Genomic DNA, 13,549 nt, shown 5'->3' on the forward strand with positions numbered 1-13,549 from the left:
TCCTTTCTTGGGGAGCATCACCCTTCAATTCTTGGTTCGCAAAGTCTCTTCAACCGCCTGCCTCATGAGTTTTCCGGCCCGGTCCCACGATAACTGGAGCATATCCTTTCGGCCTTGGCTTCCCTTTCGTTTGCAGAGACCGGGATTTTCGTACGCTTGCCTCATAAGCCTCTTGAGGCTGCTTAGATCCGGCTCGGCCCATCGCTGTCCCTTCTGCGCAAACAGATTGCTGAACCTTCTGGAAATGGCGTGGTTCATGCGGCTTGCCGGGTTTTGCAACCGATACGGGACCAGGAAGGAGTTACGGGGCGTCAGGAAATCCATCTGCCCGCCCCACCCGGTGGCAATGACCGGTATGCCGCTTGCCAGCGCTTCTAAATAAGGCAGTCCGACACCCTCACCGCGCGTAGGGAGAACGAAGGCATTGCCAAGTGCATACAGGCCTTTGAGCTGGCTTTCGCTCATCCGGCGACCGATAATGACCACAGGGGCCGTATCTTTTTGAATTCCCAGCCCCTTTTTGTACTGCATGACTTGCTGCTTAATCCACGTCTCCGTCTCATTTGCGGTGTATCCATTCGTTTTGATGACCAGAAAGACGTTATCTTTGGAAGAGAACTCTTCCCAGTAGGCCCGCAGCAGGCCCTCCGGATTTTTGCGGTGCTGAAAGCCGAATACGGACACGAACGTAAACTTCCCTGCGGCTGCCGGCAAAGAAATCTTCGGATGGTTCGGATGAAACTCCCGGGTGTCCACCCCATGAGGGACGACGAAGATAGGGACTTTGACACCACAGTTCCTTAGAACCCTCTGATTATGGTGGGAAGGCACGCACACGGCATCGAATTTGTTCATATGGGGCAGCCAGCTTGCGGGGAGCCTGCTTGTTTCCCAAACTGTGTTCAATAGGATGAGGTCATACGTGCTGCGCGCTTTTTCCCACTGCATGCCGCTGGGAAGGTGGTGGTAAATGAGAACCTTTTTATATTGGGCGTTTTGTATGCGTTGGCTTGGCGCACTTAATCGAACAGTGACCCCTTGCCGCTGCAATGATTTGCCATAGGCTCTGCTGGCACGGCCAAGACCGCTTGCTCTGTGGACAGGGCCATTCCAGACAACGACATAGGGCTTCATTTGACGACCATTTTAGAAGATTTGGAATACCCTTTCCGTTCGTGGAAAGAAATGGAACGGTATTTTTGTTTCAGGGACGACATTTTGGAAGGTGAGATGACGGAAAAGCTCAAATGCAGGCTTTTGTTGTTGGCTTGCTTCAAAGTCATCTTGCCGGGCTCCGACGAATACAGGAAGTTGCCGTACGTTTCAAATTCGGAGAAAGCAAACTGCTTGGATTTGTTCATGCTTCTCATAATGGCGGAGTACCAGCTTGTGTTGTGTTTGGACTCGATCGCTTGTTTTAACTGTTTGACTTTGGCTTTCTCGAACAGCATGTAATGCGTGACGAAGGAGCGTTTCGAAGCACGGCTTTTGCCCATCAGCTTCTTATGCGTGTTGAAATATTCGGGCTGGCTCCAGTTTCGGCAGTAAAACACGGTTTGGTCACCGGTCTTGAACGTATGGGGGCGAATGAGCACGGTATCGGCGTCGATCACCAAATAGTACTTGGATGAGCACACCTTATCGCCGCCCAGCTTCAGCAGCTGCTGATACAACCATCCGGACCGGTCCCATGTCTTGGATTGATAGTGAATGTTTTTCTTCGTAATGGGCAGAACCGTGTCCTCATGCACGAACCGGCATCCCTTTTTCTTACACAAATCCAGAATTCGCTGCTTCCGGGGGGCTACGATGATGATTTCATGGATGGGGTGCTTTACGTATTTTCTAACGGCATCAATGACATGGGGGAGTGTTGCCAGGTCCTTCTCAATTGCCGGAATGAACACATCAATGGGGGTTGTCATCTGCTCATCTCCAAATATCAAATGTATGAGTATCATATGCCGGAAGAGAGAAAGGGAATGGGCATAGAGAGATTGCTAAACGCACAAAAATCAAGGGATTAGCCGCTTTGGCGCAAACGATGGGGGGGCGCACGCGCGCGACTATGAAAATCATTTTTATAGATCAAAAGCAAAGGATACGAAGAAACCGCAGAGGCGTCTTGGGTATGCCGGCGGCGAGAGAGGCTGTGGACATTGACATCGAGAGGGATCGGCATCAACGAAAATGAAATTTTTTTATCTTAAGTTGAATTAGTGATAATTTTTTACCAAAATAACACCTCCGCCTAACATTCCGCTGACACTCCGTCCCTATAGTGAAGAGGTAAGCGAAACATCCGGATACGAATTACGCTTCGCTAATTCTGAAGGAACGATGGGGAGGCCATAAGATATGAGGTCGAAAGGGAACGGAAACGAGAGGACTATTTTGACGGTGAATGCCAATGGAAAAGCGGAGATCGGGCGGAATACATACGCGCTCAAAGGAAAACGAACCGCCTGGTCCTGGCCTGGCAAAGCAGCGGCGCTCATCTTGGGCGCGGCCCTTCTGCTGACCGCATGCGGGCAGGGAGAAGGGAGCACGGGGGGCGGATCGAACGCGTCGGCCAAGCCGGCCGAAACGGTGCAGAGCGCGGATACGGCAGAGGCGTCCGGCAGCGAAACGCCGGAGACGCTGTACGAGCAGGCCAAACAGGAGGGCAAGGTCATCGTCTACTCTACTTCGGGACGCGCCAACGACGCCGCAGAGACGTTCATGAAGCAGTACCCCGGCATCAAGGTCGAGGTAAGCAAAGTCAAGTCCGATGAGATGATGGACAAGGTGACGAAGGAGCAGGACGCCGGGCAGTTCAACCCGGACGTGATCATCACGAAGGAAGTGAGCGGGGCCGTCGAGGAGGAGATGGTGAAGCCGGGACGGTACGTCAAGTACCTGCCGGAGGATCTGGCAGAGAAGGTGGACGAGCCGTACCGCACGCAGTCCGAGGGGTATGCCAACTACCTGGAGTTCCGCACGATTTTCTATAATACCGATCACTATAAGTCCGCCCCGGTGACGAACTGGTGGGACCTGACCACCCCGGAATTCAAGGGCAAGGTCTATACGGCCGATCCGCTTAGTTCGCCGGCGTTCATGGACCTGTTTACGACGATGGTCATCCACAGCGACGACATGGCGGCGGCATACAAGGAGAAGTTCGGCAAGGACGTCGAGCTGCACGGCACGGAGAACGCGGGCTACGAGTTTATCCAGCAGCTGTTCGACAATGGGTTGGTCGTGTTAAAAGGAAGCGATGACGTGCTGGACGCGATCGGCAAGGCGAACAGCGACGCGGTCGGGCTGGCGGTATCCGGCGACGTGTCCAAGGTGGAGGAGAAAGGCTGGAGCATCCTGCCGATCTACGACATCAAGCCGAAGACGTCGGTACCCGATTCGGGCTACCTGTTCCTCGCGAACAAGGCACCGCATGAAGCCGGGGCCAAGCTGTTCATTCGCTGGATGATGGGCGAGAAGGACGGTCAAGGCGAAGGCATGGCGCCGTTCAATGAAGTGGGCTCATGGGTACCGCGCTCCGACGTGAAGACCAAGAACGAAGTAGCCTTCGAGAACCTGAACCTGTGGGTGTTTGACGGGGAGAAGCTGTACTTCGAGGCGCCGAAGGTTCGCGATTTCTGGATCAAGCAGAAATGATGGCCGTAAAGACACGAACAGGAGGAAAACGGGATGCTGCATAAGTCCGTGCTGAATACACGGCAAGCAAGGTGGCTGAACCGGTGCCGGGACGCGCTGCGGAATCCGCTGTACCTGATCGGGGCGGCGGCCCTTCTGTTTCTGGCGTATACCATCGTCTGGCCGGTTTTGAACCTGATCTGGTCGACGTTCGTTTGGAAAACCCAGGACGCCCGGCTAACGCCCGCGGCGGACCCGGGGCACCTGACGCTGTACCACTGGAGCCGCGTGTTGGCAAGCGATATGAGCTGGTCTCTCTTCTACAAGCCGGTGCTGAACGCGCTGTCGGTGGGGGTGACCGTCTCGGCGCTGTCCATGGTTTTCGGCTGCGGGCTGGCCTGGCTCGTGACGCGGACGGACGTTCCGCTCAAGAAGACGATTACGTTTCTGGCGATCATCCCGTACTTGCTGCCGTCATGGATGCTGTCCCAGGCGTGGCTGACCTTTTTCAAAAACGGCAAAATCGGCGGTACGCCCGGCATTCTGCAGTCGGTGCTGCATGTGGCGCCGCCGGACTGGCTGGCATACGGCTTCGTGCCGATCGTGCTGACCCTGTCGATCCACGATAGCGTGTACTTCTTTCTGCTCGTGGGCGCGGCGCTCAGCTCAATGAACAGCCAGCTGGAAGAGGCGGCCGAAATGGCCGGCGCGGGGCGGATGCAGGTGCTGCGCCGGATCGTGTTTCCGCTGATGCTGCCGTCGGTGCTGTCGGGATTCATTTTGATCTTTACGAAGGCGGTCAGTTCCTACGGCGTGCCCGCGCTGCTCGGCACCCCGGTGAACTTCTACATGATATCGACGATGCTGTATTCCAGCATGCGGTCGCGGCTGACAACCGAGGCAAACGTGCTGTCGCTGACGCTGATGCTAATTACCGTGCTGGCGATCTATTTTAACCAGCGCCTGCTTGGCGGCCGGCGCAGCTACGTGACGGTGACGGGCAAGGGCAGCGCGGTGACGCATGTGCCGCTCGGCAAATGGCGGCTTCCGGCGGCGGTGGGGACGGCGGCCGGCATGGTGCTGGTTGCGGTCGTGCCTTTTATCGTGCTGCTGCTGCAGACGTTCCTGCTGAAGAACGGCTCGCTCAGCCCGAACAACTTCACGCTTCATTACTGGGCGGGCGGCTCAGACCCGGGCATCAATACCGGTGAGAAGGGGGTGCTGCAGAACCCGATTTTCCTGCTCGCGCTGAAAAATTCGCTGATCATCGCCGGCATCGCCTCGGTTGCGGCCGCGGTCATCGGACTTCTGTTCGGTTATGCGGTCGCCCGCAGCAAAAACACGGTTATGGGCAAGCTGGTGGATCAGTTGTCGTTTTTCCCGTATTTTATCCCGGGCATCTCGCTCGCGGCGATTTATATTACGATGTTTGCGAAGCCGGTGCTGTTCATTCCGGCGCTGTACGGCACCATTACGATCATTATTTTGATCACGGTGGTCAAGGAGCTGCCCTTTACCGTTAAGGCAGGCGGCGCCGCCATGATGCAGATCGGCCCGGAGCTCGAGGAAGCGGCCGTGCTTGGCGGTGCCTCCTGGTTCACGCGCTTTCGGCGCCTGCTGCTGCCGCTCAGCCGCAAGAGCCTGCTGTCCGCCTTTATCCTCGTGTTCATCGGAGCGATGAAGGAGATGGAGCTGATCATCATGCTCGTGACGCCGCGGACGGAGACGCTGACGACGCTCACCTTTTATTATGTGGAAAAAGGGTATGACCAGCTCACCAACGTCGTGCTGATGATCATAATCGCGATCGTCGTGGCGGTCTATGCGCTTGCGGTGAAGTTCGGCAAGGCCGATTTGACCAAAGGATTGGGAGGGCAATGAATGAACGCGATTGAACTGCGGCAGATTCATGTGCATGTGCAGCAGAAGCATATTTTAAAAGGCATCGACCTGACCGTCGAGGAGGGGGATTTCGTGACGCTGCTCGGCCCGTCGGGCTGCGGCAAGACGACCCTGCTCCGCACGATCGCCGGCCTGCAGAAACTGAACGAAGGAACGGTCGTCATCTCCGGGAACAAGGTGGCCGACGGCGGTCTGGCTTACCATTTGGATCCCGCCAAGCGGGGCGTGAGCCTGGTGTTTCAGAGCTATGCGCTGTGGCCGCATATGACTGTTTTTGACAACGTAGCTTTTGGCCTGCAGGTGCGCAAACAACCGAAGGCCGAGATCCGCAAGAGCGTCATGGCGGCACTGGACAAAATGCGCATCCCCGAGCTGGCGGACCGGTATCCCGGCGAGCTGTCCGGCGGGCAGCAGCAGCGGGTGGCGATCGCCCGGGCGATCGTGACGTCCCCGTCGATCCTGCTGCTCGACGAGCCGCTCTCGAACCTGGACGCCAAGCTGCGGACGGAGATGCGCGCCGAGCTGAAGCGGCTGCACCGCGAGCTGGGCACGACGATCGTCTACGTGACGCATGACCAGCATGAGGCGATCACGCTGTCGACGAAGGTCGCGGTATTTTTTGGCGGCGAGCTGGTGCAGGCGGATACGCCGCGTGAGCTGTACCGCCACCCGCGAACGCTGCAGGTGGCGGATTTCATGGGCAGCTCGGACCATCCGCTGAACCGGGTGGAGGGCGTGTGCCGCACAAGCGAAGGCGAATGCACCGTCAGCACGGCGCTCGGGAGCTTCCGGCTGGCGGGAATGGGCGGCGGAGCGGGTGAAGCGGGAGCGGTCATCCTGACCCTGAGGCCGGAAGACGTCGTGCTGCACGAGACCCGCACCGCCGGTTCCATCCCGGTGAAGGTGGAGGACGTGCTGCCCGCCGGAGGCGAGACGCTGGTGAGGGTGGCCTTCGGCCAGGAAAAGCTGGGCGCGCGGGTCATCGGCGACCCGGATTACGCGCCGGGCCGCATGCTGCACGCGTCCTTCCGCGAAGAACGCATCAACCTGTACGACCGGGAGACGGGCAGACGCCTGGAGACCGGCGTGACGACCATTACACCCATATTGGAGGAAATACACCGATGAATATTGACTTTCACTTTCATGTTAAATTGTCCAAGAAAACCGATTTCTCCATGGACCACTTCAACGAGATGCTGGATGAAGCCATCGATCAGGGCTTGCAGGCGATCACGCTGACCGAGCATTTTAATACGCGCCGCTTCGCCGAGGTCTACGGAACGCTCGACCGGATGCTGCCTTGCAACAACCACTACTACGACCGCGACGGGTTTAAAATATTCACGGGCATGGAAGTAGACGTAGCCGAGGGCGGGCATATTCTCGTCTCCGGGCCCAAGGATTCCCTGCTCGAAATCCGCGATCTGCTGGAGCCGCATACGGCGGCCGGTTCGTTCATCGGGCTTGCCGAGCTGTTCGAGCTGTGCGAGCCGCGGGGCATGATGGTGATCGGCGGCCACCCATTCCGGGAATCCAACCATCTGTGCCATGTGGACCGGGAGCTGCTGCGCCGGTTTGACGCGTTCGACCTGAACGGCAAAGACCTGCACGAGATCGGCATCCAGGAGAATATCGCCCTGGTGCTGCCGCTCGGCGCGGAGCTTGGCGTGCCGGTCGTGGCAGGCAGCGACGCCCACCAAATGTTCCAGGTCGGCTGTGTGTACAACGCGCTGCCGGGCGATTACGAAACCGTCGCCGAGTTGAAGGAGGCCATCCGGGCGGGGGCTTGCAAACGGGTTATTTCCCCGAGCCTGCATTTGCAGGTGAGAGCGGCAGGCGCGGTGAAGAAGCTGCTGAAGAAGAAAGTCGAAGTAGAAGCTATGTAACGGTTCATCCCATAAATCGTTAAGGTTGTTGATCATTCATCACGCTATAGAGAGGTGGCAAGACCATGAATCTGGCGCTGGAAGGCCATAAGCTGTCCCGCGGACACCAGCGGATCGCGGATTATATCAGCAAGCATATGGAAGACATCCCGTTTATGGTGGAGGAGGATATCGCGGCCGCCTGCCAGGTGAGCACATCGACGGTGTCGCGGTTCTGGTCCGAGGTGGGGTGCAGGAACCTGAAGGAATTCAAGCAGAAGGTGAAGGACGAAATGCTGCTGTCCCCTTCGCAGAAACTGCAGTCGGCGTTTTCAAAAATGAACGAGAACGACGCGGCACAAAGCCTCTTGGTCGGCGCGGATTATTTGCAGCAGACGGCCGACCGGCTCAGCCAGGAGGCGTTTGACCGGGCGGCGTCGCTGCTGCGTGAAGCGGGGACCGTGTACATCTACGGGCCCGGCTCCGCGGAGAGCCTGGCGGCACTGACCGATTTCCGGCTGACGCGGTTCGGCATGCGGGTCAAGCGGCTCGACCGGGGCGGGCATGAGCTGTTTAACCTGCTGGTGCATGTGCAGCCGCAGGATGTCATCGTCATCTTCGGCTTCGTGTCCGAGTCGCCGGAGCTGTCGGTGCTGCTGGATCACGCCAAGGTCAAGGGCTACCGTACGCTGCTTGTCACCGATCTTGCGGTGAGCGGCATGCTGGAGAAGGCCGATGCGGCCCTGTACACCGCACGCGGCCAGCTGTGGGAGTTCCACTCCATGGTGGCGCCGGTGGCCTTGCTCGAGACGCTGATCGTGGCGGTCGGCAAGCAGATGGAGGAGCGGGCGGTTGCAGGAAGCGAGGAGCTGCACGAGCTGCGGCGCAGATATCAGAAGGTGCTGCCAAAGCGGGTCTAGAGCCGCTTGGCAGCTTTTTTCGTGTGGTTTAAGGATATGATTCGTGTGTGGAAGAGGCGGCCGATTCCGTTCGGTCGCCTTTATTTTGTTTAACTGTATGATTTGAAAATGGTTAACTTAGTTCTTTTTATATAAATGGGTTACACGGAATGAAAGGAGTTCATTATGATATAATAGGGATATTAAGCGTTCGGAGGCCATCATGAAAAAGATTGAGAACAAAAATCTATTCCTTGAGAAGATCAAGCCTGTGTTGAGAAAGAGCAAGTTCAGCACGATCAATATGGACGATATGGCCCGTCACATGGATATCAGCAAAGTGACGCTGTACAAGTACTTTTCATGCAAAGACGAAATCATCGAAATGTTTGTGGATCACTGCATCGTATTTCTGCAAAATGCGGACGTCCAATTGCAAAATGAGGAGCTCTCATGGGGCAAGAGGTTCCACATGCTATACATCCAATCTTTGCAATGTGTGCTGTATATGCCCGATATCCTGCTGGAGGATCTCAAGGGGGTATACCCCGTTCTATACGACAGGCTGGGCACAGCAGACATGGAGCGCCACCGGAATCTGCGCCGGTTTTATGAGGCCGGTATAGAGAAAAAGGTCTTTCATCCGATTAATTCAACCTTATCCGTCGTTCAAGACGATCTCATGCTCCGCCATATTGTAGAGCCTTTGTTCGCCGTAAGGCATGACTTCTCGCTGAGGCAGGCGCTGTTTGAATTTTATAAGATGAAGAAATACCAGCTGTTTGTCCCAGAAAGGCTGGATTCCGCAGATGATGCTGAGATGGAAGAGCTGCTTCTGCAGACGATCCAAAAAATTTCGTATTAAAAAGCCGTATTGAACAAGACGAAAAATCCGTCCCCTTTGTGGTGACGGATTTTTTTGATATTTGGCGGATGGGACAATACAATCCATTCTCTTCGTTATGGTTACTCTTTGCCTTGAGTTTGTTCAAACCACCAAAGTCCAAGCTCATAAGCCAGCCAACTTAGCAATATCACTGACAGGATGATGACCTGGGTTTCCACTGATTCAGCGAGCCGATACAATACGATGGCGACAAGGAGCATGCCGATTCCCATCGTCAGCCCTTTAGGTTTCTTGTGACAAATCATCATTATCCTTCTCCTGTTCGCAGCTGTTTTTTTAACGGATGACTGCTTTTTCCCTGCCTGCGGCCATTTTCCCTAAAAGCAAATTTGTTTTCTTTCATTCCGGCTTCTTGCTTGCACGGTTATTTCCAAGTATAAAGCAAGACGAATACTAGGTAAACTGATTTATAATAATTTAGTTAATCAAATATTACGTAGTAAGAAATTGTGTGTTGTCCAAACCTTTACGCCATGTTTGTCTGCATGTATTGCCCCTTGTCCGAATACGCTTATAAAAGAGAGATCAGGACAAACAGTGGGTGGGATGTGACCAATGGGATTAAACAAGCAAAGCTTTATCCGTGGAACGTTCGTTTTGACCCTGTCGTCCTTTTTTACCAAAGGGCTTGGGTTTGTGAACGGCATTGTGCTGGCGCGTTTTCTGGGAGCGGAAGGGGTAGGGCTCTTGATGATCGCCCATCCGCTGCTTCCGCTGTTTATTACGATGACCGAGCTCGGGCTGCCTATTGCGATTTCGAAGCTGGTGTCCGAGGCGGAAGTCAAAGGGGACGAGGCGAGGATTAAACGGATTCTCGCCGTCTCGTTGTCGGTGACGGGGACGCTCAGCGTCGTGCTGACGCTGGCCGCTCTGTTCGGCTCGAAGTGGATCGCTTCGATCGTGCTGGCCGACCAGCGCGCATATTATGCGATGGTGGCGATTACGCCGATCATCCCGATTATCGCCATGTCCGCGGTGCTGAAGGGCTATTTCCGCGGCCGGCAGAACATGAACCCGCTCGCCTTATCCGACGTTCTGGAAAATGTGGCGCAGATCATCGTCATCATCGGCGTCGTCAACATGCTGCTGCCTTACGGCATCGCCTATGCCGCAGCGGGGGCCATGGGGGCTTCGGTGATCGGTGAAGCCGTCGGCCTGCTCTATTTGTTCTCCGTGTTCAAATGGGCGAACCGCGGGAAACCGAAGGAACAGCGGCGGTTTGCCCCAAGCGTACCGCTCAGGGGGGACCGCACGCTGCGGGACCTGCTGCGCATCGGCCTGCCGATGACCGGCAGCGGCTTTATCCATTCCATCTATCATGCGTTTCTGCCGCTCGTCATTACGAAGAGCCTCGTTCTGGCCGGTGTCGGTGTGGAGATGGCCACGAAGCAGTTCGGTATGCTTGCGGGGTACGCCATTCCGCTGCTGTTCCTCCCGGGCTTCTTCACCCAGTCGCTGTCGACGGCGCTGATCCCGGCGATCAGCGAGGCCAGCGCGGAGAGCGACACCCGGCTCATGCACAGCCGCATGGACATGGCGATGCGCACGGGGCTTCTGGTCGGCGTGCCCTGCACCGTCATCCTGTACATGTGGGCGGTACCGCTGACGACCGTCGTGTACCATTCGCCGGAAGCGGGCGTGCTGCTGCAGCTGCTGGCACCGCTCTTTTTCCTTCACTATTTCGAAGCGCCGCTGAAGGCGATTTTGCTGGGACTTGGCAAAGCGTCCACCGTGATGTGGAACCATATCATGACCAACATTTTCGAAGTCAGCCTGATCTTCGTACTCGGTTCGAACCTGGGGATCCGCGGCGTTGCGCTCGCATTCGGACTCGGCATCCTGATGCTGACCGTGCTCAATTTCTATGCGGTGGCGGGCTCGATCGGTTTTTATTTTGACTTCCGCATCGTAATCAAGGCGGGCATCGGAGGGGTCATCATGACGGTGACGGGGCTGGCTGCGCATCGTTTCCTGGAGCAGCATTTTCAGCTGGGGGCGACGGCAGTGCTGCTTGGGGCCATTCTTGTATCGCTGCTCGTGTATGCCGTCACCCTGCAGGCGACCCGGGCTTTACGCAGCCGGCCGAAGGCGCCGACGATTCCGGTGTCCTAAGAGGCTAAGTCTCCCCTTTACAGAAGGGGAATCGTGTACTCGCATATGCATCTTTCAATAGGATCAAATGAACCGATTTCTCGTGCTCATCTGACCGATTGAAAGGTGCATTTTTTATAATGTGATATATTGGAATCGATAGGCGGCATTATTGACGGGGCGTGAAGGACTTCATAGAATGAAAAGGAGAAAGAAGCATCGAGGGAAAGAGGATGTAAACCTTGGGAAACCGTGAAAAGAGTTTTGTGGTCAGTATGGAGCGCTTTAAACCTCACACTTTTCAAGCAGGGCAAGGTGAGGGCCTCTTCATGTCGCATTCCCATGAGTATGATGAATTAACGCTTATTTTGGAAGGGGATGGATACTACAGCTCTTCCGAACAGAATATCAAGGTGGCTTCCGGCGACCTGATCCTTATCCCTTCCGGGCTTCATCATGGCTTCGTGTGTACGAAACCGTGGAAAGGCGTTTCCGTTCATTTCCTTCATGATCAGCTTCCGGTCCACTGCCAATACCTCTTTCATGAAGCGGAGAGTGAATCGCAGCGGATCCGAAGCAGCCATCTCCACGCTGACGATGCGCGCTGGGTGGAAATTTGTTTTTATCAGTTGGAGAAAGAATGGAACGCCGAAAGGAAAACGATCGACACCCACAACATCATGAGGATTGCCTTTGAGACGGCACTGCTGGTATTCCAGCGTAATAGAGAATCGGCGGTCCTTACAGCAGATGTCCATCATGGGGTCATAGAAAAAGTGTTAAAAGAAATTCACAGCAGCTATCATACTCGAATAACAGTCAATGAACTGGCAGCGCGCCATTTTCTTTCCGAAAGCAACCTTCGGAAGAAATTTACGGAATCGATCGGTGTCTCGCCGAAGCAATATATCATCCACCTTCGATTGATGGAGGCCAAACGGCTGTTACAGCAATCGAACAAGGCGATCGATTCGATCGCCTCAGAGGTCGGCTTTACCTCATCCAGCCGGTTTTATGAATTCTTTATCAAATCGACGGGAGTTACCCCATTTGAATGGCGTAAGCAGAGTCAATGAATAGAATGATGACGAGAGGACCGTTCAGCAGGACGGTTCTCTTTTTTCGTCCGTCGAAACCGATTTGGTAATTCCTTTTTTTGCGTGGATAGTAAACCGTTTTCACAATTGTTAGTTCCAGGATTGTACCGGATAATAGGTATGACTGGCTCTGTTCAGGGAAAAGGAGTGAGAAGATGTCCAACAAAACGAAGACGTTTTGCAATCCAATCGTAGCAAAGGCTGCCGATCCTTGGGTGCTCAAGCACACAGATGGCAGTTACTACTTTATGGCAACAAGGTCAGGCTGCTTGGAACTTACCCAATCTTCCAGCTTGACCGGCATGGTCTGGGGGCGGAAGAAGACCATATGGACTCCCGAACCGGAAGGTCCCTATAGCTACAATTTATGGGCGCCGGAAATACACTATTTGAATAACAAATGGTATATCTACTATACAGCTAACGATGGGGGAGGAGACGAATCACGCCGGATATGTGTACTGGAGAACGAAAATACTGATCCCTTGGAAGGCGAGTGGAGCTGGAAAGGGGCGCTGGAGACTCCTGTCCCTGGATTGGACGGCACCGTGATGACGGTACGGAACCAGCTCTATTTCCTGTATGCCGGTTATGGAAATTTCCCCGATTATGGATCCGCGATATATATTGCTCAAATGGCCGACCCTTGGACATTGACAGGGGAACATCACCTGCTTACTGCCCCGACACTCGCATGGGAAAAACAAGGCGGAATGGCGATTAATGAAGGTCCCGTCACGCTGCATCGCAACGGCCGGATTTTTCTGGTTTATTCGGCCAGTACCACCTGGTCTGAGGATTATGCCCTAGGCATGCTCACGATGAATGAAGATGCCGATCCGATGGATCCTTCTTCATGGCAAAAATCGATGCAGCCCGTATTTCACAAAAGTGTAGAAAATAAAGTATATGCAACAGGCCACAACAGCTTTACAAAGTCTCCGGATGATCAGGAGGACTGGATCGTCTATCATGCGCTTCCTGCACCCGGCTCCGATACGAGCCTCCGCTCGACGCGTATCCAGAAATTCACTTGGAACCCTGATGGTACGCCTGATTTTGGAGTTCCCTGGAGCGATACGCATTATCTCCCCGTGCCATCTGGAGAGGAATAAAACAAAGGCTCAGACTAAGCGGCATGTTCGAAAA

At 54.9% G+C, this 13,549-nt stretch carries 12 protein-coding genes; 9 read left to right on the plus strand and 3 right to left on the minus strand.

Annotated features, from left to right (window positions below; translation table 11 throughout):
• Nucleotides 1-24: 24 nt before the first annotated feature.
• Together CJP46_RS18965 and CJP46_RS18970 are read right to left on the minus strand one after the other, a co-directional pair.
• Entirely contained in the window at nt 25-855 is an 831-nt protein-coding gene (locus CJP46_RS18965) for a glycosyltransferase family 4 protein (RefSeq protein ID WP_256992419.1), read from the minus strand.
• 275 nt (nt 856-1,130) lie between these two features.
• On the minus strand, nt 1,131-1,925 hold the full coding sequence (locus tag CJP46_RS18970) for a DUF6492 family protein (protein WP_094597191.1): 795 nt from the start codon (nt 1,923-1,925) through the stop codon (nt 1,131-1,133).
• Nucleotides 1,926-2,358: 433 nt separating this feature from the next.
• Here CJP46_RS18970 and CJP46_RS18975 point away from each other — a divergent pair, with 433 nt between their 5' ends.
• The 6 genes from CJP46_RS18975 (at nt 2,359) to CJP46_RS19000 (ending at nt 9,170) form a co-directional block, all read left to right on the plus strand.
• Complete coding sequence (locus CJP46_RS18975; protein WP_094597192.1) at nt 2,359-3,657, plus strand: ABC transporter substrate-binding protein; 1,299 nt, start codon at nt 2,359-2,361, stop codon at nt 3,655-3,657.
• 33 nt (nt 3,658-3,690) lie between these two features.
• Nucleotides 3,691-5,517 carry an ABC transporter permease gene (locus tag CJP46_RS18980; protein ID WP_094597193.1) on the plus strand — a complete coding sequence of 609 codons (1,827 nt, stop codon included), beginning with the start codon at nt 3,691-3,693 and terminating at the stop codon, nt 5,515-5,517.
• A complete protein-coding gene (locus CJP46_RS18985; RefSeq protein WP_094597194.1) occupies nt 5,518-6,666 on the plus strand; it encodes an ABC transporter ATP-binding protein in 1,149 nt (382 codons plus the stop codon).
• Nucleotides 6,663-7,427 (plus strand): PHP-associated domain-containing protein, encoded by a 765-nt coding sequence (locus tag CJP46_RS18990; protein WP_094597195.1) that lies wholly within the window; start codon nt 6,663-6,665, stop codon nt 7,425-7,427. Before CJP46_RS18985 ends, CJP46_RS18990 begins: the two co-directional genes overlap by 4 nt.
• A 65-nt stretch (nt 7,428-7,492) precedes the next feature.
• A complete protein-coding gene (locus tag CJP46_RS18995; RefSeq protein ID WP_094597196.1) occupies nt 7,493-8,326 on the plus strand; it encodes a MurR/RpiR family transcriptional regulator in 834 nt (277 codons plus the stop codon).
• Nucleotides 8,327-8,528: 202 nt separating this feature from the next.
• Complete coding sequence (locus tag CJP46_RS19000; RefSeq protein WP_094597197.1) at nt 8,529-9,170, plus strand: TetR/AcrR family transcriptional regulator; 642 nt, start codon at nt 8,529-8,531, stop codon at nt 9,168-9,170.
• 101 nt (nt 9,171-9,271) lie between these two features.
• Here the strand turns inward: CJP46_RS19000 and CJP46_RS19005 are convergent, their stop codons facing one another.
• Complete coding sequence (locus CJP46_RS19005) at nt 9,272-9,460, minus strand: hypothetical protein (protein WP_094597198.1); 189 nt, start codon at nt 9,458-9,460, stop codon at nt 9,272-9,274.
• A 307-nt stretch (nt 9,461-9,767) separates the two neighbouring features.
• On the opposite strand from CJP46_RS19005, the gene spoVB reads away from it, so the two are divergent.
• The 3 genes from spoVB (at nt 9,768) to CJP46_RS19020 (ending at nt 13,515) form a co-directional block, all read left to right on the plus strand.
• Nucleotides 9,768-11,324, plus strand: a complete 1,557-nt coding sequence (gene spoVB / locus CJP46_RS19010) for a stage V sporulation protein B (RefSeq protein WP_094597199.1) — start codon at nt 9,768-9,770, stop codon at nt 11,322-11,324.
• A 254-nt stretch (nt 11,325-11,578) separates the two neighbouring features.
• Nucleotides 11,579-12,379 (plus strand): helix-turn-helix domain-containing protein, encoded by an 801-nt coding sequence (locus tag CJP46_RS19015; RefSeq protein WP_256992436.1) that lies wholly within the window; start codon nt 11,579-11,581, stop codon nt 12,377-12,379.
• Between the two features lie 176 nt (nt 12,380-12,555).
• Entirely contained in the window at nt 12,556-13,515 is a 960-nt protein-coding gene (locus CJP46_RS19020; RefSeq protein WP_094597201.1) for a glycoside hydrolase family 43 protein, read from the plus strand.
• Nucleotides 13,516-13,549: the final 34 nt, after the last annotated feature.

Origin of the sequence: Paenibacillus sp. XY044 (assembly GCF_002257645.1) — a bacterium.
Lineage (GTDB): Bacteria > Bacillota > Bacilli > Paenibacillales > Paenibacillaceae > Paenibacillus_AQ.